General features: G+C 51.1%; 14 protein-coding genes and 1 pseudogene. 12 read left to right on the top strand and 3 right to left on the bottom strand.

Features of this window, described 5'->3' with window-relative positions; all coding sequences use genetic code 11:
• Window positions 1–46 precede the first annotated feature (46 nt).
• Window positions 47–622: a hypothetical protein gene (locus tag A3224_RS00460; RefSeq protein WP_156481399.1), complete on the bottom strand. Its 576-nt coding sequence runs from the start codon at window positions 620–622 to the stop codon at window positions 47–49.
• 174 nt (window positions 623–796) lie between these two features.
• Between A3224_RS00460 and A3224_RS17580 the strand changes: the two are divergent.
• A pseudogene (locus tag A3224_RS17580) lies at window positions 797–1,027 on the top strand (site-specific integrase); the annotation flags it as partial.
• Between the two features lie 245 nt (window positions 1,028–1,272).
• On the opposite strand, the gene A3224_RS00450 reads toward A3224_RS17580, so the two are convergent.
• Window positions 1,273–2,049, bottom strand: a complete 777-nt coding sequence (locus tag A3224_RS00450) for a ferredoxin--NADP reductase (RefSeq protein WP_067150014.1) — start codon at window positions 2,047–2,049, stop codon at window positions 1,273–1,275.
• Window positions 2,050–2,173: 124 nt separating this feature from the next.
• On the opposite strand from A3224_RS00450, the gene A3224_RS00445 reads away from it, so the two are divergent.
• Window positions 2,174–3,055 carry a LysR family transcriptional regulator gene (locus tag A3224_RS00445; protein ID WP_067150011.1) on the top strand — a complete coding sequence of 294 codons (882 nt, stop codon included), beginning with the start codon at window positions 2,174–2,176 and terminating at the stop codon, window positions 3,053–3,055.
• Between the two features lie 202 nt (window positions 3,056–3,257).
• Window positions 3,258–4,022, top strand: coding sequence for a FadR/GntR family transcriptional regulator (locus A3224_RS00440; RefSeq protein ID WP_067150008.1), 765 nt, complete (start codon window positions 3,258–3,260; stop codon window positions 4,020–4,022).
• A 493-nt stretch (window positions 4,023–4,515) separates the two neighbouring features.
• On the opposite strand, the gene A3224_RS00435 is transcribed toward A3224_RS00440, so the two are convergent.
• On the bottom strand, window positions 4,516–7,566 hold the full coding sequence (locus tag A3224_RS00435) for a TonB-dependent receptor (protein WP_067157207.1): 3,051 nt from the start codon (window positions 7,564–7,566) through the stop codon (window positions 4,516–4,518).
• Window positions 7,567–7,992: 426 nt separating this feature from the next.
• Between A3224_RS00435 and A3224_RS00430 the strand changes: the two genes are divergently transcribed.
• The 9 genes from A3224_RS00430 to A3224_RS00385 all read left to right on the top strand — a co-directional run bounded on the left by A3224_RS00430 (window position 7,993) and on the right by A3224_RS00385 (window position 25,083).
• Window positions 7,993–10,263, top strand: coding sequence for a polysaccharide lyase 6 family protein (locus tag A3224_RS00430; protein ID WP_082817332.1), 2,271 nt, complete (start codon window positions 7,993–7,995; stop codon window positions 10,261–10,263).
• Window positions 10,264–10,358: 95 nt separating this feature from the next.
• Window positions 10,359–12,527: a heparinase II/III domain-containing protein gene (locus A3224_RS00425; RefSeq protein ID WP_067150005.1), complete on the top strand. Its 2,169-nt coding sequence runs from the start codon at window positions 10,359–10,361 to the stop codon at window positions 12,525–12,527.
• A gap of 11 nt (window positions 12,528–12,538) precedes the next feature.
• Window positions 12,539–12,880: a cupin domain-containing protein gene (locus tag A3224_RS00420; protein WP_067150001.1), complete on the top strand. Its 342-nt coding sequence runs from the start codon at window positions 12,539–12,541 to the stop codon at window positions 12,878–12,880.
• 15 nt (window positions 12,881–12,895) lie between these two features.
• A complete protein-coding gene (locus A3224_RS00415; protein ID WP_067149999.1) occupies window positions 12,896–14,194 on the top strand; it encodes an MFS transporter in 1,299 nt (432 codons plus the stop codon).
• A gap of 58 nt (window positions 14,195–14,252) precedes the next feature.
• On the top strand, window positions 14,253–15,002 hold the full coding sequence (locus tag A3224_RS00410; RefSeq protein ID WP_067149996.1) for an SDR family NAD(P)-dependent oxidoreductase: 750 nt from the start codon (window positions 14,253–14,255) through the stop codon (window positions 15,000–15,002).
• A gap of 47 nt (window positions 15,003–15,049) precedes the next feature.
• Window positions 15,050–16,018 carry a sugar kinase gene (locus A3224_RS00405; protein WP_067149993.1) on the top strand — a complete coding sequence of 323 codons (969 nt, stop codon included), beginning with the start codon at window positions 15,050–15,052 and terminating at the stop codon, window positions 16,016–16,018.
• A gap of 149 nt (window positions 16,019–16,167) precedes the next feature.
• A complete protein-coding gene (locus tag A3224_RS00400) occupies window positions 16,168–19,059 on the top strand; it encodes a TonB-dependent receptor (RefSeq protein WP_067149990.1) in 2,892 nt (963 codons plus the stop codon).
• Window positions 19,060–19,249: 190 nt separating this feature from the next.
• The gene (locus A3224_RS00395) at window positions 19,250–21,061 is read left to right on the top strand and encodes a polysaccharide lyase family 7 protein (RefSeq protein ID WP_231902423.1); all 1,812 of its coding nucleotides are present in this window, start codon (window positions 19,250–19,252) and stop codon (window positions 21,059–21,061) included.
• A gap of 1,787 nt (window positions 21,062–22,848) precedes the next feature.
• Window positions 22,849–25,083, top strand: a complete 2,235-nt coding sequence (locus tag A3224_RS00385; RefSeq protein ID WP_231902422.1) for a polysaccharide lyase family 7 protein — start codon at window positions 22,849–22,851, stop codon at window positions 25,081–25,083.
• The last annotated feature ends 51 nt before the right edge of the window (window positions 25,084–25,134 follow it).

Genomic DNA, 25,134 nt, shown 5'->3' with positions numbered 1-25,134 from the left:
TGTCCAGCCCAGCCCCGAAGGGGGTGGGCGAGCTTGACTGGCCTGGTTAATTTTCGGGGCTGGCCGAGGAGTTCTTGCCCGCCTCAATGTATGTTTCTATGTAATATTCCGTTGTACTGTATGGATATGAGTTGACCATTAGATCAAGCACATCATAGAGCCTTGTACCTTTTATTGCCGCAGACTCTGTAGCGAGCACACTTTGAAGACTGTTGTATGTATCCATGTTCTGAACAATGAACTTTTCACCCCATTCATACATTTTTTCTTCTTCCCCCCGCCTCGCATATCCGAGAAGAAGAGCAATCATGTTTGCTTCATCTGCTGACCTTCCCGATGAAGCAAAAACTGCAGAAATTTCTATACCCCGCTTGAACCCCCGCTGCTCGCCAACATAGTAAGCAGCAACGACTAAAAAAATCACTACACCAGATCTAATAATACTCTTGTAAGGCATGGCTACTCTTAGAAAATTAACATTTATATCGTAGCCCCAAGGACCAATTTCCCCGCGCCCCATATCCCAAGGCGTAATTAACGCCAGAATGCTCTGAATCCCCTGATACGTCAAGCCTCGGCCAAAAGTGGCTCGATGGTGCCAATTGTGGAATACAGTCTTCACGACTCATATCCACATTTTCAATGCCCGTTGTAACTCTATGATTTCGTTGGGCCCTTCTGCCATTTTCGCTCGTGTTTCACAAATATCGGCCTCGACGACCGAAATCTTTTCTGCAGGTTGGTTACGAATATAGAATACTGTATAAATAAACAGTTATCAGGCAAGGAACAGCCTATGAATGATATTCCCCCTCCAATTCCAAATCGTCCTACCCGCTTCATGGACCGCTTCCGGGCTTTTATACGGTCCCGTTATCTGTCATACCGCACAGAGAAAACCTATTGCTTTTGGGTGAGGGACTTTATTCGTTTTCATCAAATGCGTCGCCCTGAGGATATGGGCGCGGCGGAAGTGGATGCTTGGCTGGGGCACCTGGCCACCCGGCGTTCGGTAAGTCTTAACACGCAGAAGACCGCTCTCAATGCCGTGGTCTTTCTTTACAAACAGTTTCTGGGCATGGAGCTCGGTAATTTGCATTTTGAAAAGACCACTCGGGGGCGGCGCCTACCGGTGGTGTTTACGCATGAAGAGGCCATGGCTGTGATCGCACAACTACAAGGTCATCATAGATTGGCAGCGTCGTTGATGTACGGTTCCGGGGGGGTCACATGTGGAGGAGCGCGGCGCTGTGCCGCGCTTTGGGAAAGGGGTTATTTCTCTACAAATGCCCGCTCGATCACGTATTCGTGGGGCACGCCGGCGCGGGTCTCGCGGAAACCCCAGTTGTCCAGTATGCCGGTCAGATCCTTAAGCATGGCCGGGCTGCCGCAGAGCATAAAGCGGTCTTCTTCAACATTTGGCTGAGGGAGACCCAGGTCCTGGAAGATCTTGCCGGACAACATCAGGTCGGTCAGGCGGCCGTTGTTCCGGTAGGGCTCGCGAGTCACCGTGGGGTAGTAGAGCAACTGCTCGCGGATCATCTCTCCGAAGTATTCGTGGTTCGGCAGCTGGTTCTGAATATGATCCTGATAGGCCAGTTCTGACACAAAGCGCACACCGTGGGTCAGAATCACCTGATCGAAACGCTCGTAGACATCCGGGTCCTTAATGATGCTGAGGAAGGGCGCCAGGCCTGTGCCGGTGGACAGCAGCCACAGGCGCTTGCCGGGCAGCAGGTGGTCCGCCACCAGGGTGCCGGTGGGCTTGCGGCCGACGAAGATTTCGTCACCGGGTTTGATCTTCTGCAGCTGTGAGGTAAGCGGACCATCCGGCACCTTGATGCTGAAGAACTCCAGTTGATCCTCATAGTTGGCACTGGCAATTGAATAAGCGCGCAATAACGGACGGCCGTTTTCCTGTGGCAGGCCGATCATCGTAAAATGGCCGTTCTCGAAGCGGAAACCGGGGTCGCGGCTGGTCTTGAAACTAAACAGGGTGTCGTTCCAGTGGTGTACTTCGAGCACCTTTTCTATATTCAAATTAGACATATATATAGAACCATTTATTCCAAAATTCTCTTAGTGGTTGAATTTTAGCCCTGGAATATCTATTGACGAAATGGGATATTTCGATACTGCTTATCGATTATTCCGATGAATTAGGAAGCCCCCTTTGCGCTACTCCCTCCGCCAGCTGGAAGTCTTTCTCGCCTGCGCCCACTACCAAAATGTCAGCCGCGCGGCGGAGAGCCTCAACATGTCCCAGTCCGCCGCCTCCACAGCGCTCAAAGAGTTCGAGCAGCAGTTCGAGCTGCGCCTGTTCGAACGCACGGGCAAGCGCCTGCGACTCAATGAGCTGGGCCGGCAGCTGTGGCCGCGAGCCGAGGAACTGCTGGAGCGGGCGCGGGAGCTGGAACAGACCCTGGCCGGCCACCGGGACCTGGGACGGCTGAAGATTGGCGCCACTTTAACCATAGGCAACTACTTGGCCGCAGGGGTCATGGCGCGCTATATGGAGGAACAGCCGGGTGCGCGGGTGGAACTGGAAGTAGCCAACACCGCCGCCATTGCGGAGGGTGTCCTTAACTTCGAGCTGGATCTCGGCCTGATTGAAGGGGAGCTGAATCATCCGGACTTGGAAATGATTCCCTGGCGCGGCGATGAATTGGTGGTGTTCTGCGCACCGACGCATCCACTGGCCGGGCGCAAACGCCTGTCCGACCGGGATCTGGTCGCCGCCACCTGGATCGCGCGGGAATCCGGTTCCGGCACCCGCCAGACCTTCGAGCGCGCCATGGCGGGCCTGCTGCCACACCTGTGCATCCGGCTGGAACTACAGCATACCGAGGCCATCAAACGCGCGGTGGAAGCCGGGCTGGGTATCAGCTGCCTTTCCAGGGTATCACTGACCGATGCGTTGAAGCGCGGCGCCCTGGTGGAATTGCCGGTACCACAGCGGGATTTTTCCCGCGAGTTCTATTTCGCCCTGCACCGGCAGAAGTACCGCAGTACAGGTATCGAGCGCTGGCTGGAGCTATGCCGGCAGGTACCCTGACCGCCTATGCCGTCAGGCACGGCAACCTGCCACCTCTCGCCATCAGACCAATAGAAATTGTCTGTAAGACCAATCGTGGTAATATATTTTCCCGTCACGCCGCTGCCTCGCTCTCCTATCCGCGAGTTTAGATCGTCAGCCTCCAACACTTTGGCGCAGTGGTACTTAACCGTCTACCCATGCACTTGGCCGGATTGAACTTATGAAAACCGCACCGATTGGCAATGGCCGCCGTATTTACCAGCAAGTAGTTGAAAAAATGCTGGCACTGCTGGACAGCGGTGAATACCCCCCCGGTGTGCGCCTCCCCTCCGAACGGGAACTGTCGGAAATGTTTGACGTGAGCCGCCCCAGTATCCGGGAGGCGATCATTGCACTGGAAGTCATGGGGCGGGTTGTCGTCCGCACCGGTGCCGGGGTTTACGTGACTAAACCGGTCAGCACCTTCCATGATGCCGAGGAGTTCAGCCCTTTCGAACTAACTGAGGCGCGGGTGCTTGTCGAAGGGGAAACCGCGGCGCTGGCGGCCTCCATTATCACCGAGGAACAACTGGAAGAAGTGCGTGATGCCTATCGGGATATGGTCCGGGAGAACGAGGCGGGCAATCTCACTTCAGAGCGCGCGGACAGAAAGTTCCACGAAGCGATATCCAAAGCCACCAATAACCGCGTCTTGATGAGCACTATTTACAAACTGTGGAATATTCAAGAGCACTCCCCTGATATCCTGGCGGTACACAAATCCGTGTGTAAAAAAGACGGCCAGAAACGCCTCGCCGAACACAAGGCGATCTTGCAGGCACTGGAGAACCGCGATCCCCAAGCTGCTCGCCAAGCGATGCGGCGCCACTTTTCCCGCACCATTAATGCGCTGCACGAGGCGACCGAGGCCAAGGCCGTTGAGGTGGTCCGGCGCGAAGTGTACGAACGGCGCAAGCGCTTTTCCATCGAGCGCCTCGGCGATTAAGAATCCCCTAATTTATTCACGCGGGAGTAGCAGCGGGCTTTGCACCACTCAGGCCAGGCGTACAGATGATGCCGGGACACTGCGCAACCGTCGCATAAATGGCCGTAGCCGTTCGCTCTTGGAAAGTTTAACCCATTGTCCAGGGCCATAGCCCGCCACTCCCAATAATCGGAAATTCCTCGACAGATCTAAGCCGGGCACGGAGCGTATCAACAAAAAAGCCCGCGCAAAGCGGGCAAGCTACTTTCCGGCGGGCAAAATACGCCGGTGGAGAAGCGTCAATGGAAATCTTGAAGGTTTACCCTCCGTAAAAAACAGTTTGGCCGCTATTTGATAACGCCATTCTGTTAAGCAATTGACAACAAGCGTCTTTTTCAAGAGAGGTGGGGCCTGGCAGCGCCGGCGGAAGCCCGGAACCGGCGCGCACATGACATCACCGGAACCGGGTACCGGCAATCTCTGCCGGCCCCATGTGCCATACGTACAGCGTCTGTTAGAAGCGCGCCTGCAGTCCCATAAAGATCCGCGGGCCGTAACTGTTCAATTCACCCAGATAATCATCTACATAGAAGTACTGCTCTTTGGGTTCATCAAACAGGTTGATGGCTTCCAGGCTCAACTTCAGGTTGTCGTTGATGCGATAGGAAGCGCGCGCCTCCCAAACACCCACGTCACCGATGTAACGCAAGCGGGTACCATTGCTGGTGTACGGCTGGAAGTATTCGCTCCGGTACTTATAAATCAGGCTGGTGTCCAGTTTGCCGATTTGGTAGTAGAGCTGACCGGAGAATACATGCTCGGAAAAGCCCGGTACATTGCCCGGCTCGATGATGCCTTGAGTCTGGGAATATACGGAACCGTCCTGAGCCAGAATGGTGATGCTGCCGTAATTGCTATCCTCAAACTCGAAGTCGGAATCGGCGTAGTTGTAGCTCATTTTGACACCGAGGCCGCTCAGGTAGCCGGGCAAGTATGAGAAGCGGTGCGTACCGGTAACCTCGAAACCAGTGAGGTCTGTTGTATCCTCATTGGTCCGGGTAATGGTGAAGTCCGCCTCTACGTTCTGACCGTCCACCACAAAGCTTTCCGTGACCCTGGCCTGCTCGAAGCCGCCTTGGAATTTCTTGTGGTAAACGCCAAACGCCAGCATGGTGTCTTCGTTGGGATACCACTCGATCGCAGCATCAAAGTTCCAGCTGGTCAGCGGCTGCATATCGGGGTTGCCGTCCCCCTCTACTGCATCAATCAGTTCATTGACGTCAGTAATGTCTTCGGAGGTATTGATACTGAAAGTGCGCTTGTAACCGAGATCACTGGGGTCCGGGCGCGACAAGCCGCGGTAAATTGCACCGCGCACCAATACGTTTTCTTGAATATCCGCGACAATATTGAAGCTGGGCAGCACCTCAGTATAGTCACCGCCGGCGGAGACTCTCTCGAGATCGGCCCCTTCCACCGCCTGGATAGACAGGGCACCAGTATCACTGGTGATCACTTCATAAGGAGTACGGTAGCCTACTGAATCGACTTCCGTCTGCACCACGCGGACACCGAAGTTACCGTACACGGGTTTATTGGCCAGCATGCTGTCGAAGGTGGCCATCACGTAAGCTGCCGTGGTGGTTTCGGTCACATCGGTCACACCGGCGCTTTGATTCTCCAATTCTGGATAGGCAAACTCCTCGCCTTCGGCAGCGAGAATCATGTTGGTCACACACATGGTGTCGAAGGTGGCCCAACTGTTACCCGTACCGGACATCACTTCTCCGGTGGAAGAATCGATAACGGTAAACAGATTTCCGTCCCGCTCCGCGTCCATAAAATCGCTTTCCGGGAAGTCAATCGCACAAGCATCGTTGATTGCCGCAATGGTGGCAGCGCCCTCCGCGGAGCTGCGGCTTATGCTGTACTCATATCTGTCCGAACCGAGATCCAGGTACTCCAGCTCTGAAAAACGCAGCCCACCCTGAATACCGGTAATAAACTTACCATCCAGGCGCCAGTCAAAATCCGTGCGGAACGCTTCTATGGTGTTCTTACGGTCAACGTCATTATCGATACGAACTCGATAAGCATCTGAGAAAAGACTGTGGTCAGTAACGTCAAAGTCGTTAATGACATACTGGCGGATACCGGAATCCATATCCCAACTCACCAGAGGACGATAACCCGCCACGGTACTATCCCCGGCAACATCCTCGTTGTCCGACTGGGTGCGCACGGAGATCTGCAATTCATCCCTGGTTGTCTCGGAGAAGGAGTAATCTGCAGAGACGGTAAAGTTATCGGTAAAATCATAGGCGACATTGAGGCCGTAGCCGAAGTATTCCTCAGTGCGGGAATAGACTTCGCTATTGGACTCAATTGCCGTCTCGCCAGCCCACTCCAGAACAGCGCCGCTGTCTGTGGTTACCAGCGAGGGGCCGGTAACACCCGGGGTGACCCGTTTCATATTGGCAAAGTTCAAATCGTGGCGCTGTTCGGACTGTACCCGCTCTGACTGCTGCAGGTCGAAGTTAATATCCGTTTTATCGTTGGGCTGGAATTGCAATGCCACAAAGATGGCATCGCGCTCGTCAGAGGTATCGTTTTGGCGATAGCCGTTGGAGCTTGGAGCAAAGGCGTAGTCGAGGCCATCGCTGACGGCTTTTCCGGTCTCAGGATCAACCGTAGTGTTATACCCCTGGTTACTGCTGCCACCGACCTGATCTTCACAGTCGCCGGCGCTGCTGCGATAAAAGCCCTCGTTGGTCACTGACGGATCGTTGATACACGCGTACAGAGAGGTTCCTGAAGGGCTGGAAGAACGCATTTCCGACTCTGGCTGGGAAATATCGCTCTTTTGATATCCCAGGGATACCCCGAGCGCCATGCCATTGTCGAACTCGAATTGATCCACATAACTGGCCGTGCCCCGGAAGCCCAGATCATCAGCCATTGGGTCGTCGATATTGGACTGGTTGGGGTTGTAGTTGGCCTTGGTATCGAACTGGATTCTGCGCTCTCCGTAGTCGAGCGGCTTCAGGGTTTCCAGGGCGATAACACCGGCCACACCACCTTCCACAAGGCTTGCGTCTTGCGTCTTGTAGATCGCCACCTTGTTCATTAACTCGGACGGAAACTGGGAAAAGTTAACCGAGCGGTCGCCACTGCCGTTGGTGGCTTCGCGTCCGTTGAAGGTGGTCGCACTCAGATAAGGACCCAGCCCGCGGATGGAAATTTCCGTTGCGCCCCCGTTTTCCCGGTGGGAAGCGGCACCGGTAACGGATTCGAGAGCCTCACCAATAGACAGAGCGGGCAACTCACCAATTTCCGTCGCGGAAAGACCATCGACGATGGTGGTGGAATTGCGTTTGATGTCGATAGTGCTCTGAATCGTGGCCCTCGATCCCTCCACCACGACCTCTTCCAATTCCTTCGCCGCTTCCTGCGCTTGTGCAGCACTCATATAGGGAACCGCGGCAATTGCGGTCACGAGAATGGATTTTTTGAAGTTTCTCTCAATCGCCAGTACATCTTTTGCGTATTTATTATTATTACGCATCAGTACCTCCAAGGAAGTCTGCGTTTTTTGTTTATAGTATCAGGCGCCGGATCTGGCGCCCATCTTCACACGAAAGCACACCCTTCATACCAGTTTGTTGACCACTGTCACCAATCCAGATGTTTGTAAGGTGTCCTTGGGTTGAAAACTTGTCACCCATAAACCGGATAGTCAACCAATTTTCACACAAAATCCCCATAATGGACTGACCTCTGCTTATTTTTTAGCCTGCTCGCACCAATATAGTGCGTTTTATCGTCGCTTAGCCGCGCTTAAGCGGCTTCCTTTGGTCTGCCAGATTGGTTGACAATAAATTCTGTCCAATTTAGTCTGCCGTTTAGCCTCACGGCCCGCGATGATTGAGAAAATGGTTGTGCACTGCGTATAGCCACATAAACACAGGACAAAAATAATTTTCAGGTGACTATGCAAACTCCGGCTCCCCTCAGATTGTTCATTTCGAGTGCGCTCCTTATCGGCCACTCCGCCCTCGTGCCCACTGCACCCGCGTATGCGGAGGAATACCTGGTCAAAACACAGCGGGAATACGCTCGCGCGGCCAAAAACCTAACGCCGGGAGACACTATTGTTCTGGCCAACGGCGTTTGGAGGGATTTTGAAATACTGTTTACCGGTGAGGGTACAGAAAAACACCCAATCACCTTGCGGGCGGAAGACAGCGGAAAAGTGATTCTGGCGGGCCAGTCCAATCTGCGGCTCGCCGGCGAATATTTACAGGTGTCAGGCCTTGTCTTTAAAGATGGCTACTCGCCAAGTGGTGAAGTCATCGCGTTTCGGCAGAATCGGGAGCGGCTGGCGAACCACTCCCGCGTCACCCAGGTGGTGATCGACAATTTCAGCAAACCTGACCGGATGGAAACGGATTACTGGGTGACCCTTTACGGCAAGCATAACCGCCTCGATCACAGCCACTTGTCGGGAAAACATAACAAGGGCGTGACCGTCGCTGTGCGGCTGGACAGTGAAGCAAGCCGGGAAAATTACCACCGCATCGATCATAACTATTTCGGCCCCCGCCCCATCCTCGGCTCTAACGGCGGAGAAACTCTGCGTATCGGCACCAGCCATTACTCTCTCACAGATTCTTTCACAGTCGTTGAAAATAACTACTTCGACCGCTGCGACGGAGAGGTGGAAATTATCTCGGTCAAATCCGGTAAAAACACAATACGTAACAACACTTTCTACGAGTCACGCGGCACCCTGACGCTGCGGCACGGAAATGGAAATCTGATCGAAGGCAACGTTTTCTGGGGTAATGACGTTGACCACACCGGCGGTATTCGCGTTATTAATCGCGATCAGACCGTGCGCAACAACTACCTCGAAGGGCTCAAAGGTTATCGGTTTGGAAGCGGGTTAACCATAATGAACGGTGTCCCCAACTCCCCCATTAACCGTTATCACCAAGTTGTTAATGCCAAAATCGAAAATAACAGCTTTATCAATGTAGAGCATATACATCTCGCTGCCGGTAGCGACACAGAGCGCAGTGCCGTTCCCAAAGATTCACGCGTAGCAGACAATATATTTTACAGTGCGAACCGTCGCTCACCATTTTCCGTTTTCGATGATATTTCCGGTATTCGGTTTTCCGGAAATGTCTCTAACGGATTCAAGGACAAACACTTATCCGGTGGGATCAATACCGGCCTAGGTAAGCTGCACCGGGCCGACAACGGTTTGCTTTATCCCGTCGATAGCAAGCTATCGAATAAAGGCGTAAGTCCGGACCTTCAGCCTACCCGCAAAGAGGATACCGGCGTTAACTGGTACCCTAAAACTGACCCTGTAATCGCATTTGGCAGCGGCAAAACGATTGAAGTAAAACCCGGAGAGGACGCGCTGTTCAATGCCATTCAAAATGCCCACGACGGCGATACCCTGGAACTTCAACCCGGAACCTATATAGCGCGCAAACGGTTGGAAATTGACAAAGTCTTGCGCATCCTGGGCAAAGGTCCTGACAAGGTAATTATCCGTGGCGAAAGGCCAACGTTGTTCGAAATACACAATGGCGGCAGCCTGGCACTGGAAGGCCTGACGCTGTCCGGATCCGCCAGCCCCGACGCTGCTGGCAATACACTGATCCGTACCGCAAAATGGGGCATGTTGAGAAACTACCGCTTCTCGTTAAAAAACAGTGTGGTGGAAGATCTCGATGTAAATCACTCCTACCATTTCTTTGATTCCGGCAGCCGCGCCTTCGCCACTGAATTTGTGATCGAAAACAGTGAGTTCCGCAATATCAGCGGAGATCTCATCCGGCTGGACAAAGAACAAGACGACCTCGGTATCTATAACGCCGAATACGTACGTGTTACGGGTAATACATTCACTGACGTCAACGGTGCTCTGTTGAAGCTGTATCGCGGCGGCACTGATGAAAGCACCTTTGGGCCACATTTAAATTTTTCCAAAAACAATATTACGAACTCTGGCAAGGGCAAGCGTAACAAGACTGCCGCCCTGCTCTATCTTCACGGTGTTCAGGTCACCGATATCCAAGATAATGTGTTTACCGATAGCCTAGGTATCTTGGTCGAACACACGGTAGGCGAACCCATTACGCGTATCGCCGACAATCAGTTCCACTCTTCACCAATGCCGCGTATTAAAGAATTAGTAGCGCAAGGGCCCCATACAGCCATTCTTGCCAACAACCAGGTGAAGTAGTGATGACTCTTGGTAAATCGACTGTTCATACACCAAAAACATTTGCGCTGTCAGCATTAACAGCAGGCATCGCCGGTGCTTTCTGTCTGGTGGCAATGACCTGGAGCCCCCTGGCTGCGTCTGCCACATCACCAAACTTGGTGATCAATGCCGCAGATGTAGACGCTATGCAGGGTGCAGTCTCTCAGCCTGGGCGTTTCCGCACCGCGTTTCTTGCTGTCAAAGCAGACGTGGACGCGTTTCTAACCGAACCTTTTTCCGTACCCTTGCCAACAGATGCCGGTGGCGGCTACAGCCATGAACAGCACAAAAAAAACTACCGGCTGATGTACGATGCCGGCGTGCTTTACCAAATCACCGGGGAAAGACGCTACGCCGACCGGGTAAGGGACATGCTGCTCGCCTACGCGAAAATGTATCCCGATCTGCCGCTGCATCCCAAGCGCCGTCCCGGAGCGAAAAACCCCGGTAAACTGTTTTGGCAGAGCCTAAATGAAGCTGTGTGGCTGGTTTACACCATACAGGCATACGATTTGATCCGGCCCTCACTCAGTAAAGAAGACGCCCGCAAAATTGAAAATGGCGTTCTGCGCCCAGTGGCGAGATTTCTATCGGAAGAGTCCCCGGCAACTTTTAATAAAGTCCACAATCATGGGACCTGGCTTACCGCAGCCGTGGGCATGACTGGCTATGTGCTCGATGAACCAGAGTGGGTAGAGAAAGCCTTGCTGGGCCTCGACAAATCCGGTAAAGGCGGCTTTCTACGGCAACTGGCCGAACTGTTTTCACCCGATGGATACTACACGGAAGGCCCCTATTACCAGCGCTATGCGCTGATGCCGTTCGTTACTTTCGCCAAGGCCATAGACAACAATCAGCCGGAACGGGATATCTTTGGCTATCGCGATCGAATACTCCTGAAGGCGGTGGATAGCACCATTCAGCTCAGTTACAACGGTCGCTTTTTCCCCATCAATGACGCGATAAAAAACAAAGGGATAGATACACCGGAACTCGTTTTAGGTGTAGCCATCTCCTATGGAAAAACCGGTGATGCACGGCTGTTGGATATTGCCCGCCGCCAGGGAGAGACACTGTTGACTGGCGATGGGCTGAAGGTAGCCCAAGACCTGGATGCAAACAAACAAACCGCCTATCCCTTTACATCCTGGGTGTTCCGTGACGGTGCGAAAGGCGATCAGGGTGCCCTGGTGGTTCTGCGACAACAGGCACCGGATGATCAGGCCCTGGTCTTCAAGCCCACCGCTCAGGGAATGGGTCACGGCCACTTCGACAAACTGAGCTGGCAATTCTATGACTCAGGCGCAGAGGTGGTCACTGATTACGGCGCCGCGCGTTTTCTCAATGTGGAGGCAAAAAACGGCGGCCGCTATCTGCCCGAAAACGAAAGCTACGCGAAACAAACCATTGCCCACAATACGCTGGTCATTGATGAACGCTCTCATTTCGATGGCAATCTGAAAATTGCCAATCAGAAACACCCGGAACTTCTGTTTTTCCACGCTGGGGATAATGTCAAGATAAGCTCCGCCGCCATAGACAGCGCCTACCCTGGCGTGACACTCAAACGCACTATGGCTCTGGTGCAAACTCCGGATCATCAAAAGAGCTTCGCGATCGACCTATTCGATGTGCAAGCAGACAGAAAACACCAGCTGGACCTCCCGCTACACTACAACGGGCAGCTGATCGATACCAATTTCAATCTGTATGCATACACCGACAAAATATCAGCGCTGGGAAGCAAAAATGGCTACCAGCACCTCTGGCTGAGAGGTCGTGGTGAGCCTGAGCAGGGTCTTGCACAGATTACATGGCTAAATGACAACGGACGTTTTTACACTTATTCCAGTCTGGTCGACGGTGATATAGAAATCCTGTTTACCGAGTTGGGCGCTAACGATCCGAATTTCAATCTGCGCTCGGAAAAAGCATTCCTCACTAGACGCGCCAACGCTCGCGCGCACACATTCGTCGGCGTGCTTGAACCCCATGGTGAGTACGATCCAGCCCGTGAGTTTACCGCCCAATCCGAAAGTCAGATTGTAGGAATCACGCACAAGCGCGAAGGCACATTGCAATTACTTTCGATTGCACTTAAAGACGGCAGCACACAACTTCTGGCATTTAACGACGCTGCTGGGATCACCGATAAATCGGTCAGTCATTTTGATTTCGATGGCAATCAATACACCTTCCGCGGACGTGCGGAATTATTCTCGATAAGCGACAGAGAGAATTGACTGGAGGTTCTATGCCGGCGAGCGATGCGTTTGTTTTATCGGAAAAAATAGAGGTCGAGGATCTTGGTGGCGGTGTAAAGCGTCAGATCCTCGGGTACGACGATAACCTGATGGTGGTCAAAGTTTGGTTCGAAGAGGGCAGCATCGGGTATGTCCATAAACATCCCCACACTCAGGTGACTTATGTAGAGAGTGGCGAATTTGAAGTACAGATTGACGGGCAAAAGCAGATTCTTCGTGCGGGTGACAGCTTTTATATAGCGCCGCATCTGGAGCACGGCGCTGTCTGCAGAAAGGCCGGTGTCTTGATCGATACATTTACCCCTCATCGAGAGGATTTTCTCAAAGCGTAAACGGGAAAAACAATAATGAAAAACCTACGTTGGACCATAGTGTCCCTGGTGGCCATCGCTACCATTATCAACTACATCGATCGGACAGCCATTTCAGTGATGTGGCCCGGAATTTCCGACGACCTCGGCATGGACAGTCATGATTACGCCAACATCATGAGCGTTTTTCTTGTTGCCTATGCCGTTGGACAAGCGGTTTTCGGACGTATATTCGATGCCGTGGGTACGCGGATCGGCTTTATGTTATCCATTGTCGTCTGGTCGATATCCATTGCACTGCACGCTCTCGCCACATCAGTTGCGTCTTTTAGCGTGTTCAGGGTCCTACTTGGCTTTAGTGAAGCTGGCAACTGGCCGGGAGCAACTAAGGCCAATGCTGAATGGTTTCCGTCGCGGGAACGGGCCTTGGCCCAGGGAATCTTCGGCGCCGGCGCCTCTGCAGGCAGCATTATTGCTCCTCCGCTTGTCGCATTTCTATATGCGTTCCTGGGTTGGCAAGCCACCTTTGTGGTGATCGCACTATTCGGTTTCATCTGGCTGGTTCCCTGGTTGATTATCTACAAAAGTGGTCCCGATGCGCATCCTTGGATTACCCCCGAAGAGCGCGAGCTGATTCTCTCCGGGCAAATCGCCGCTCGCAGCGATGATGAAGAAGAATATGTGCCGACTTTTTTTGAACTTCTATCACACCGGCAGAGCTGGAGTGTCATAGGCGCTCGCTTTTTTATAGAGCCGATCTGGTGGTTGTTTGTCGCCTGGTTGCCGCTATACCTCAACGATAAATTCGGTTTCGATGTAAAAGCTATCGGTGCTTCCGCATGGATCCCCTACGTGGGTGCCGCATTGGGAGCTCTGTTCGGTGGCTGGCTTTCCGGCCGATTGATCAGCAGTGGCTGGACTGTAAATAAATCTCGTAAGTTCGCCGTAGCCGTTGGCGGTGCACTAATGCTTCCGGCACTGTTGGCTACTACCGTAGCCAATACTCCTGCTCTAGCTCTTGGACTGATTACCATTATCCTGTTTGGTTTTCAGGCCGCGATCAACAATATCCAGACGTTGCCCAGTGATTACTTCTCTGGAAAAAGTGTTGCCAGTCTGGCGGGAATCAGCGGTGCGGCTGGTGTAATCAGCGTAATCACCGCAATTCAGCTGGTGCCCGTGATCACCAATGACGGGACCTATTACCCACCATTTTTTATTCTCGGCGCATCTTTGGTTCCGCTGATGTTGATTTCCGTTCTCTTCATTGGTGGCCGAATTGAGCCGGTGAGCAAAAAGAGCAATAACAATAATTTAGTCCAACTGCCTGAATAACCAACATCGTTATTTTGCGCACACAGCATTATCCGTATATCAATCTGCAGGAGTACACATGAACTTAAAAGACAAAGTTGCAATCGTCAGTGGGGGAGCCCGGGACATCGGTAAAGCCGTTTCCCTCAAGTTGGCGGCCGAAGGAGCAAAAGTTGTTATCAACTATCGCAGCAACAGTGCAAGTGCCGAGGAAACTCTGCGAGAAATTCAGCAAGCTGGCGGCGAGGCCATTATCGTCCAAGGTGATATGACCCTCCAGGACGATGTCGCGCGGCTGGTGCAGAAAGCCGTTGAAACTTACGGTTCCACGATCGATATATTGGTCAACGTGGCCGGTGGTCTGGTCGCCCGTAAAACCCTGGAAGAAATGGACGAGGCATTCTTCAATCAAGTTATCGGGCTCAATCTCAACAGCACCTTCCTACTCACCAAAGCGGTGGTCCCGCACATGGACGGTGGCTCTATCATCAACCTCGCCTCTCAGGCCGGACGCGATGGTGGCGGTCCGGGTGCGTCTGCTTACGCCACGTCAAAAGGTGCTGTTATGACCTTCACTCGCGCAATGGCCAAAGAACTGGGCCCGCGCAATATCCGCGTCAATGCCCTGTGCCCGGGCATGATCAGTACGACTTTCCATGACACCTTCACGAAAGACGAGGTGCGAACCAATGTGGCTAACGCTACGCCGCTGAAGCGCGAGGGCAGAGCTTCTGAGGTCGCCGATGCTGTGGCCTACCTTGCATCGGAAGAAGCTTCGTTTATCACTGGCGCAAATCTAGATATCAACGGCGGCCTGCTGTTCTCCTAATCTGATTCCCGAACGTTTAGTTCGGGAACGACTTAGCGGATACAACTATGGGAAATAAATTGGCTGTACTCGGTGAGTGCATGCTCGAAATCAACCTCCTGTCTGGCGACAAAGCCACGAATGGCAACCGGCTACCCGCCGGTTTGTCGTTCGGCGGGGACACCTTAAACACTGCCCTGTATTTGGCGCGGCAGGATTTTCCTGTGGAATATGTGACTGCACTGGGCGACGATCACCTCAGTGATTGGATGCTCGCACAGTGGCAGCATGAACGCATTGGCTGCGCTTTGGTCCGGCGCCATAAGGATTCGGCGCCGGGACTGTATCTGATTGAAACAGACGAACACGGCGAGCGTCGTTTTTTGTACTGGCGGGATAAATCGCCCGCGCGTAGGCTGCTCGATAACCCCGCCGAAGCGCAAGCTTTGTTCGATCAGCTTAAAACCTTTCCCGCACTCTATTTGTCCGGCATTACTCTTGCGATCTTTTCCCCCTATGCCCGTGAATGCCTATTGAATTTTTTGGGTGACTTCCGGCGCGCTGGCGGAAAGGTAATTTTCGACGGTAACTACCGTCCCAAGCTATGGGGCGCAGAGTCTTTGACTCAGCAGGCGTACCAGAGAATCTACCGCCTTACAGACATCGCTTTACCGACACTGGAGGATGAACAGCAACTCTTTGGAGACTCTAACGCCGACGCTGTGATTGACCGTCTGCAGTCATTTGGTGTTAGGGAAATCGTACTTAAGAAAGGTGCGGCAGGCTGTGAAATCGTAGCAGCTTCCGGAAGAGAGCAAGTTGCATGTGAGCGGGTTGTCCCCGTGGATACTACAGCAGCTGGTGACGCCTTCAATGCCGGCTATCTCGCTCGGCGACTTTCTGGCGGCACAACGCTGGAATCCGCACAAAACGGTAACCGGTTGGCAGCGGTCGTAATCCGCCATAAAGGGGCAATTATTCCTGTTTCCGCCATGCGGGATTTCGAAGAATCTTCTGGGATGCAGGAAGCTGGATGATCCTTTTCCAACACTAACTGCATAATAATCACCGTTAAGGTACAACTGGAGGTAAAAGCAGAAAAAATACCGGGGTTAGGTTGTCTGATGTCAATCCCAAGGATGTGAACAAATAAGAATAATTTGTAATCAGCGGAGGAAACTGTCAGATGAAACAAAATATAAAAATAAATAAACAGCGCCTGATGAGAGATATAAGCATGCTGATGCTCACCGCATCTAGTGTCACTCTCATCCCTTCTGTCACCGCGCAAGAAAACGCTCCGATGGAAGAAGTCATTGCGGTGGGCATTCGGCACAGCCTCGAAGCGGCTGTGGATGCCAAGCGCAATGAAGATCGCATCGTGGATGCGGTGGTGGCGGAGGATATAGGTAAGCTTCCAGACAACAACGTCGCCGAAGCCCTGCAGCGGGTAACGGGCGTATCGATCAACCGGGATTTTGGCGTTGGATCTGAAGTATCCATCCGCGGACTGAAGCAGAATCGCGTTGAGATCAACGGGCGCTCAACCCTGGGTGATGGCCGCAACGGCATTAATTTTCAGGATTTTCCTGCTGACTTTCTTTCCAAAGTAGAAGTTATCAAGTCACCTACACCGGAGATGATCGAGGGTGCTTTAGGGGGAACCATCAGCCTTGTTACTGCGCGCCCCTTGGATCTCAACGCACCTTTGGCAACTGTATCCATCCAGGGAGAGTATGCCGACAAAGCGGATCATTGGGCCCCGATTTTCAACACTTCATTCGGTGACAGCTGGGATTTGGGCAGTGCCGGTACATTTGGCGCCATGGCATCGATATCCTATCAGGATCGCACACTGAGCCGTGACGAATCACTCCTTCAATTGGCAGTGGGCCCCGTCGACTTCAATAACGACGGCGTTATCGACGACGCCGATGCAGCTAGTAACACACCAAGTGGCAACTATGTGTATGGCCGCGAGCATACCTACAATCCACATACCGAACGCCGCGAGCGAACCGCATTCAATGTTGCCTTGCAATGGGCACCTGCATCTGGCCAGGGCATGTTCTATGTCGACCTCAACGCAACGGAGAGAAGTGGCGATCAGGAGGCCTTCTCCATTCTTCATATTGGCGGAACGCCGGTCACTATTCCCGGCGAGACCTATGAAGACAGTGATGGCCAGTTACAAAACTTTCTCTATGAGGAAGTTTTACCAATTCAGACGTCCGCCTCAAATTTCCGCAATACGGATTCCTACAGCCATGCCTTTGGCGGTGAATGGAATTTTACTGAAAATCTGAAGATTTCAGCTGAGTTTGCCACCGCGGAATCGGATACCTATGAACCGAAATCCGAGTTCCGCTTCAGAGGCATCGACCAGTCGCTGGAAGGCGACGGGCACATCGATGCCAATGAATGGTATGTGCCGGTTATCTTTGAAAATAGCTCTTCCAGTGCTCCGGTAGTCGATTTCACCGATGGATATGTATTTACCAATCAGCAAAATCAGGCGTTCCGCCGCTACGAAGACACCCGCACTTATATTACCAATCAGGAGGACGCATTCCGGCTGGATTTCGAGTACACAGAACCTTTCGATCTCGAATGGGTATCTGCAGTAAAAACCGGCTTCCGTTTTACAGAGCGGGATTTTGAACAAAATCAACGCCAGTTTCGCTTGACCAATATCTATAAAAACCTCCTGGACAGTGAAGGAAACCCCGATATCATCTGGATGGAGGATATTGCAGCCCTGTTCCCTTCCGCTATTACCACTTATCACTTTAACGACGCCTTCGAGCACACGGGTACACGTGGTGCTTACGAACTCGCCGCAATTAGTGCCTTTGACGTAGGTTTACTGCAAGATCAGGAAGCAACTTTCAATATTGTGAAGCAGCTTTTGGAAGGCACCAATTACGCTATCGAGGGCGACCTCGATGAAAACCTTGAATATATGGAAAGCGGCTTCTCTGCAATCACGGAGGAAACTTCAGCCTTCTACCTGCAGGCCAATCTGGATTTTGGTGACGTACGCGCAATTATCGGCGGCCGCTATGTAAAAACTGATATCGAATCCAGTGCCTATCAGAACGTTGATGGCCTCTATGAAATTGTCACAGATGGCACTAGCTATGATGATTTCCTGCCCAGCGTGAACGTCACCTGGAACCTATCAGAAGATACCTTATTGCGGTTTGCGGCTGGCAAGGTAATGCGCCGAGCGGACTTTAATGAATTGAGCCCGGCTTATCAATTCAGAGACGCTTATATCGCCGCCGACCGGGGCAACCCAGAGTTAGAGCCCTATCGGGCGACGCAATACGATATTTCCGCGGAGCACTATTGGGGTGAAGGCAATATGCTCTCCGCAGCGGTTTTTTATAAAGACGTGGCTTCTTTTCTCAAAACCACTTCAGAATGTGCAAATCTTCCAGAAATCGTTCGTACCCTCAGTAACACTGATGACTACGAAAAAATTTGTCTGTGGAATGTCGATGGTCCCATTCAATATGCCGATGCCGACACGCCTATTGAAGAAATGGGAATTGAAACAGACTTTGTTACCAATGGTGAACAAGGGAAGGTTCAAGGTTTCGAGCTGGGTTACCAACAATCCTTTGATTTTCTCCCAGGCTTTTGGTCCGGCCTTGGACTGAGTGCCAACTATACCTACTCCGACAGTGAGGATCCGGACGGTGTACCACTGGAGGACATATCGAAAGATACCTTCAATGCTCAGCTCTACTATGAATATGAGGGGCTTGGTATCCGGCTGGCTTACACTTTCCGAGACCGCTTTTTAGATAATAACGACACCAAGCGTGTACGCCCACTCGGTGTCAGCGTCGGTGCAGATCCAGAAGATCCGACGTTGGGCAACGATTACCGCGAGGATCTGCAACAACTGGATCTTTCCGCCACCTATGATATTGGCGACCACATCACTCTGGTTGCCCACATCACCAACCTCACTGCTGAGCCGACCATCAACACAGGAGCCAACGGAACGGTATTTCAGATTATGGAAACGGATCGCCGCTACGCTTTCGGTCTTCGTGCCCGGTTCTGAATCTGGCTTTTCGAATAACGGCTGAAAGCTTTCGAGGTCTGCTTTATCGAAAAGCATATCAGCCGTTTTCCCTGGGCTTCAGTTCGCGTTTTAGTTTTAGCGGAATCTACTGCGGCCCAATTAAACCCTGCTGCAGGCCTTATTCGTAGCAGACAAACTCACCTCAAAACAATGAAAAAATGAGGGTTTTATGAAACGCTTTAAAGCAACCCCAGCGATGACGATCGGTTGCGCGGCTTTCTTGAGTGTTTACATGGCCGCCGCCAATGCTTCCATTCAAAATCCCGGGTTTGAAAGTGACTGGGATAATTGGACGGATTCAGACCCATCCGCAATTTCCGGCGTTGCCTATAGTGGGAGCAAATCTGCCAAAATCACCGGCAGTGGCGGCCGCTTTGAGCAACAGGTATCCGTCCAGACCGGAACTAATTATCGGCTAACCGCTTATGTCAATGGCGATGGAACTGTGGGCGCTGTCGTAAACGGCACTACCTATGATGCGGATGTTTCCAGTTCAAACTGGCAGGCGGTCAATGTGGAGTTTAACAGTGGTAGCGCGCAAAGCGTCACTGTGTTTGGGGCCTATAATGGTGGTGAAGGCCGGTTTGATAATTTTACTCTCGAGGCGTTGGGTGACTCCGGAAGCTGCCAGTCTGGTAGCAATCTTTCCGTTTCCGCAGCATACGACGACGGCACTAATGATGGTCACGGCCCCGCTAATGTACTGGACGGCAGCCTCGCGGATGAATCCCGCTGGTCATCCGAAGGAGTGAAGTGGATAACTCTCGATCTCGGTAGCGTAAAAAATGTGGAAGGAGTGGATATCGCTTGGTACAAGGGTGACCAGCGTATCAGCTATTTCTATATTGAAACCTCCACTGACAACAGCAACTGGACCACTGTGTTGAGCGGCGGTCAGTCCAGTGGTACCAGCGCCGACATGGAGCACTATGATGTTTCCAATATCGAAGCCCGCTATGTGCGCCTCACTGGCACCGGCAACAGCGCCAATAGCTGGAACAGCATCCTCGAGTTCGATGTTATCGGTTGCGGCGATGGCTCAGATGGAGGTTCCAGCTCCGGCGGCGGTTCCAGTTCTGGCGGCGGTTCCAGTTCTGGCGGCAGCTCAGGCGGAAGCTCTAGTGGTAGCGGAAACCTCGACCCGACTCTGCCGCCGTCCGGCAACTTCGAGCTGGTGGATTGGTACTTGAGCATTCCCACCGATAACGATGGCAACGGTAAAGCCGACTCCATCAAGGAAAACGAGTTGAGCGGCGGATACGAGAACAGCAGTTATTTCTACACTGCAAGTGACGGCGGCATGGTATTCCGTTGCCCCATCGCTGGCTATAAGACCTCCACCAACACCTCTTACACCCGTACCGAACTACGGGAAATGCTGCGCCGGGGCGATACCAGTATCGATACCCAGGGCGTCAACAAAAACAACTGGGTATTTGGTAGTGCACCTTCATCCGCCCGTAACGCAGCCGGTGGCGTGGATGGTGTTTTGCGCGCGACGCTAGCAGTCAACCACGTTACCACCACAGGTGACAGCAGTCAGGTCGGTCGCGTTATCATCGGGCAGATACACGCTAATGATGACGAACCGCTGCGCCTCTACTACCGCAAGTTGCCGGGTAACTCTAAGGGCTCGATCTATTTTGCCCATGAGCCTGAAGGTGGCAGCGATCAGTGGTATGAAATGATCGGCAGCCGCTCCAGCAGTGCCTCGGATCCCGCTGATGGTATCGCGTTGAACGAAGTGTTCAGTTATGAAATTAAAGTGGTAGGTAATACGCTCACCGTCACCATTTCTCGCGATGGCAAAGACGATGTCGTTAAGAGTGTCGACATGAGTGATAGCGGCTACGATAGCTCGGATCAATACCAATACTTCAAGGCCGGTGTGTATAACCAAAATAATACAGGCGATGACGATGACTATGTCCAGGCGACATTTTACGCTCTGGAAAATAGTCACGACGGCTATCCCTACTGATTTAACTAGGGCAACCTTAACTTAGCGATCGCATCGCGGCCTGCGCTGTCACAAGGAATTAATTTAATATTTGTAACAGCGTGGGCCATTTTTGGGCATCGAGCCTTCTCAAAGATGACGGACAACCGTATCGGATTCATAAAATAAGCAAATTGTTGCTTTATCAGTCATCCACACTTTCTTCTGCAGATACAAATACTTCTCCATACGGCTGCTTTCTCCTACTGGACTACTTTGTCATTAGAGCTTTGGCTATCTATATGTATGGACCATAGAGCAAGGAAATCCCTGCTTTTACCTCCCTGTCATATGGGGGATACGCTCTCTATCAATGGAACCTCTGGTTAATCCACTTCCTTACTGGTTAAATTCTCTGACTTCGGATGAGAATCCTACCCCTTCAGTTACGCGTCAGAAAACCCACTGCACTTCCTCTGTGAATTATTCAATGACCGCCTGCATTCATGCTTCTGCCTGAAGGATGCATTGCTTTAAATTGGGGCATCAATTCTTCGGAAATGGGAATGAAACACAAAAAACCGGACAAATTATTACATCTCTATGCCGATTAGCCCTCTGCGTATAACACATACTGGTAGACCGAATTCGTTACATCTTTTTCTGAAAAATTTGAGCAACTTGACGCAAGAAAAACCGTGAATTATCGGTCATATAAGACATCAAAATTTCACTTTAAATCAGCTACAAAACATGAAAATTGGAATTATTTAAAAATGTGAAAATTGTGAAAAATTTTTCTCTATGAGCGAGAAGAGATAGAGAAATGGTTGGCAAAACAGAAATTAGACTCTATCAAAGGCGCACAGAATCAGATATAGATAAGAAACATTCTAGTTGTCATGAGCCAACAAAAATATGCGGTCCAAACCATATCTTGCTTCATTTTTACCGACTGATAATTAACTCGTATTTTTTTCAGGAAAAATGAATATCAGTTGAATTTTACCTGCAATGAATGCTTTTTTTTGGGGCGCGGCAATATCATACAGCGTTGCTTTGCTGCCTACTAATGCATTGATAAGCGCACAGTCCGGATAAGCGTGATCACAAATGAGCAGAATCCTCCAATCATTTTTCAAATGATTGGAACCTTTACCTATTGATAAATATAAATCCTATTACGGGAATATAAGCGTGGAAAAGTTAATCAAGTTTTATTTGTCGTTCAATCGATATTTTCAGCATCAGACATAGTAATTCACAAGTACTTTAACTGAAAACAGAGGAATCTCTGCTTAATTCATCTCCTGGCATCAAACGGAATTAAAGATCTGGTTATGGGATAGATCTTTCGAAATCATCCGATTAAGGGGAGCATCCGGAGGATGCTACTAGGACCTGTTGTGCGTTTTCGAAAAATCTATCCCATTTCCTGAGTGCTTTCAGCACTCTTTAGAGTTAATCGGAGACTCCCTCGATGATTTTCCCCCAACAACAATGTGTCTGAACGACAACGTCGAATAGTTAGCGGGTGTTCAAATATATTTTCCTATTGATATATGCCTAACACTTTCACAAAAACTGCTTTCCAAAATCCGCGTGCATCAATTTTGTGCGCGATTATTAACTGTACAGAAAAAGCAATAGATTACCTAGATTTTGGCTGATATTTATCGGTATCAGAAATTTCGATAATTATCTCAGCCATCGTTATTGGGTTGTTGCTGTTCTTCTAGTGGTGATAGAAGTTTTGCAACCCAAATAATCTGTCACGATGCGGTATCTGTGACAGAAAATCTCAACCATAAAATAGAGAAGAGGGTTTGATGAAAAACTCAAAATATACACCAGCAACGACGATAAGCTGTGCAGCTTTGTTTAGCTTATGCATGGCCCATGCCCATGCATCTATCCAAAATTCCAGCTTCGAAAACGGCTGGGATAGCTGGACTTCTAGCGGGTCTTCCGCTATTTCCGATATAGCCTATAGTGGCAGTAAATCGGCAAAAATTAATGGCAGCAACGGTTACTTCGAGCAAGAAGTAACTGTAGACGCTAACTCTAACTATCGCCTCACTGTTTATGTGTTTGGCGAAGGCTCTGTCGGAGTTGAGTCAAACGGAAATGTATACAGCAAGGAAGTTTCCAACTCAGACTGGGAGCTTGTAACTGTAGAGTTCAACACCGGCAGCTCTCAGACAATTACCGTTTTCGGTGCCTATACTGATGGTGATGTCCGATTTGACGACTTTGCGCTAGAGAAAATATCCAGCTCTAGCACTTCTATTGAAAATGCCGGTTTTGAAAACGATTGGGATAACTGGTCTTCAAGCGGTGCATCGGCTATTTCAGATATCTCTTACAAAGGCAGCAAATCGGCTAAAGTCAATGGCAGTAACGGACGCTTTGAGCAAAACGTTGCTGTTCAGCCCTACACTGACTATGAGTTAACTGCTTACATCCTTGGCGATGGAATCCTTGGCGTTGAGGCGAATGGAAGCACCTACGAAAAAAGTGTCTCCAACTCCAACTGGGAAGCTGAAACTGTTCAGTTCAATAGCGGCAGTGCTCAAACCATAACCATCTTCGGCGAATACGACGGAAGCGATGGACGGTTTGACGAGTTTTCCTTAGAGGAAGTCTCTAGTTCCGGTAGTTGTGCTTCTACTTCCAGTCTCACCATTGTAGACGCATACGACGACGGCACGAACGACGGACATGGCCCAGAAAATGTGTTGGATGGCAGTTTGGCCGATGAGTCCCGTTGGTCTTCTCAAGGAGTCAAGTGGATTACTCTTGATCTCGGTACTGAAAAGACCGTGGAAGGCGTTGATATTGCTTGGTACAACGGCGACCAGCGCAAAAATTATTTCTATATAGAAACTTCCATAGACAACATCAATTGGACCACAGTACTGAACGGCGGTCAGTCGTCTGGTACCAGTTCCGATATGGAATTCTATGATGTTGCCGATACTACTGCGCGTTACGTCCGCCTTACTGGAAGTGGCAATAGCTATGACAGCTGGAACAGCATACTCGAGTTTGACGTAATTGGGTGTGGAGATGGTTCAGAAGAAAGCTCCAGTTCCAGCTCCAGCTCTAGTTCCAGCTCTAGCTCTAGTTCCAGCTCTAGCTCTAGTTCCAGCTCTAGCTCTGGCGGTGGCTCTAGCTCCAGCTCCAGTTCAAGCTCGAGCAGTGGTGGCTTCTCAAACCTAGACCCGTCTCTGCCGCCTGGAAGTAATTTTGAGCTGGAAGACTGGTATCTGAGTATTCCCACCGATGACGACGGTAACGGGAAAGCGGACTCCATTAAAGAAGGGGCATTGAGTGGAGGCTACGAAAATAGTAGCTACTTCTACACCGCAAGTGATGGCGGTATGGTATTCCGCTGCCCGATCGATGGTTACAAAACCTCAAGCGGCACCTCCTATACACGGACTGAATTGCGCGAAATGCTGCGCCGTGGAGATACCAGTATTGATACTCAAGGTGTCAATAAAAACAACTGGGTATTTGGTAGTGCACCTGCCGAAGCGCGGGAAGCTGCAGGTGGTGTAGATGGCGTATTGCGGGCAACACTCGCAGTCAACCATGTCACCACCACCGGCGACAGCAGCCAGGTAGGGCGTGTTATTATCGGTCAGATTCACGCCAATGATGACGAACCGCTGCGAATCTACTATCGCAAACTGCCCGACAATACCAAAGGCTCAATCTACATTGCTCACGAACCCAATGGTGGTAGTGATCAATGGTATGAAATGATCGGAAGCCGTTCCGACGACGCTTCTGATCCAGCCGATGGTATCGCGTTGAATGAAATATTCAGCTACGAAGTTAAAGTTGTCGGCAATACACTCACTGTCACCATCTCCCGCGATGGCAAGGAAGATGTCGTTCAGGAAGTTGATATGAGTGATAGTGGCTATGATACTGAAGACCAGTATCAGTACTTCAAAGCCGGTGTTTACAACCAAAACAACACCGGTGATGACGATGACTATGTCCAGGCGACATTCTACTCGCTGGAAAACAGTCACGATGGTTACGACTACTGAGGTAAATTGTAACCCCCAATAACTCTTTTTGAGTTCTAGGCCTGCTCTTGC

The organism is Microbulbifer thermotolerans (assembly GCF_001617625.1).
GTDB lineage: Bacteria > Pseudomonadota > Gammaproteobacteria > Pseudomonadales > Cellvibrionaceae > Microbulbifer > Microbulbifer thermotolerans.
This window is presented reverse-complemented; position numbering and strand designations above follow the sequence as displayed.

Coding starts and splice junctions, on each gene's coding strand:
- A3224_RS00450 (WP_067150014.1), bottom strand. CDS start 2,049: ATGTCTAATTTGAATATAGAAAAGGTGCTCGAAGTACACCACTGGAAC.
- A3224_RS00440 (WP_067150008.1), top strand. CDS start 3,258: ATGAAAACCGCACCGATTGGCAATGGCCGCCGTATTTACCAGCAAGTA.
- A3224_RS00435 (WP_067157207.1), bottom strand. CDS start 7,566: ATGCGTAATAATAATAAATACGCAAAAGATGTACTGGCGATTGAGAGA.
- A3224_RS00430 (WP_082817332.1), top strand. CDS start 7,993: ATGCAAACTCCGGCTCCCCTCAGATTGTTCATTTCGAGTGCGCTCCTT.
- A3224_RS00425 (WP_067150005.1), top strand. CDS start 10,359: ATGACCTGGAGCCCCCTGGCTGCGTCTGCCACATCACCAAACTTGGTG.
- A3224_RS00420 (WP_067150001.1), top strand. CDS start 12,539: ATGCCGGCGAGCGATGCGTTTGTTTTATCGGAAAAAATAGAGGTCGAG.
- A3224_RS00415 (WP_067149999.1), top strand. CDS start 12,896: ATGAAAAACCTACGTTGGACCATAGTGTCCCTGGTGGCCATCGCTACC.
- A3224_RS00410 (WP_067149996.1), top strand. CDS start 14,253: ATGAACTTAAAAGACAAAGTTGCAATCGTCAGTGGGGGAGCCCGGGAC.
- A3224_RS00405 (WP_067149993.1), top strand. CDS start 15,050: ATGGGAAATAAATTGGCTGTACTCGGTGAGTGCATGCTCGAAATCAAC.
- A3224_RS00400 (WP_067149990.1), top strand. CDS start 16,168: ATGAAACAAAATATAAAAATAAATAAACAGCGCCTGATGAGAGATATA.
- A3224_RS00395 (WP_231902423.1), top strand. CDS start 19,250: ATGAAACGCTTTAAAGCAACCCCAGCGATGACGATCGGTTGCGCGGCT.
- A3224_RS00385 (WP_231902422.1), top strand. CDS start 22,849: ATGAAAAACTCAAAATATACACCAGCAACGACGATAAGCTGTGCAGCT.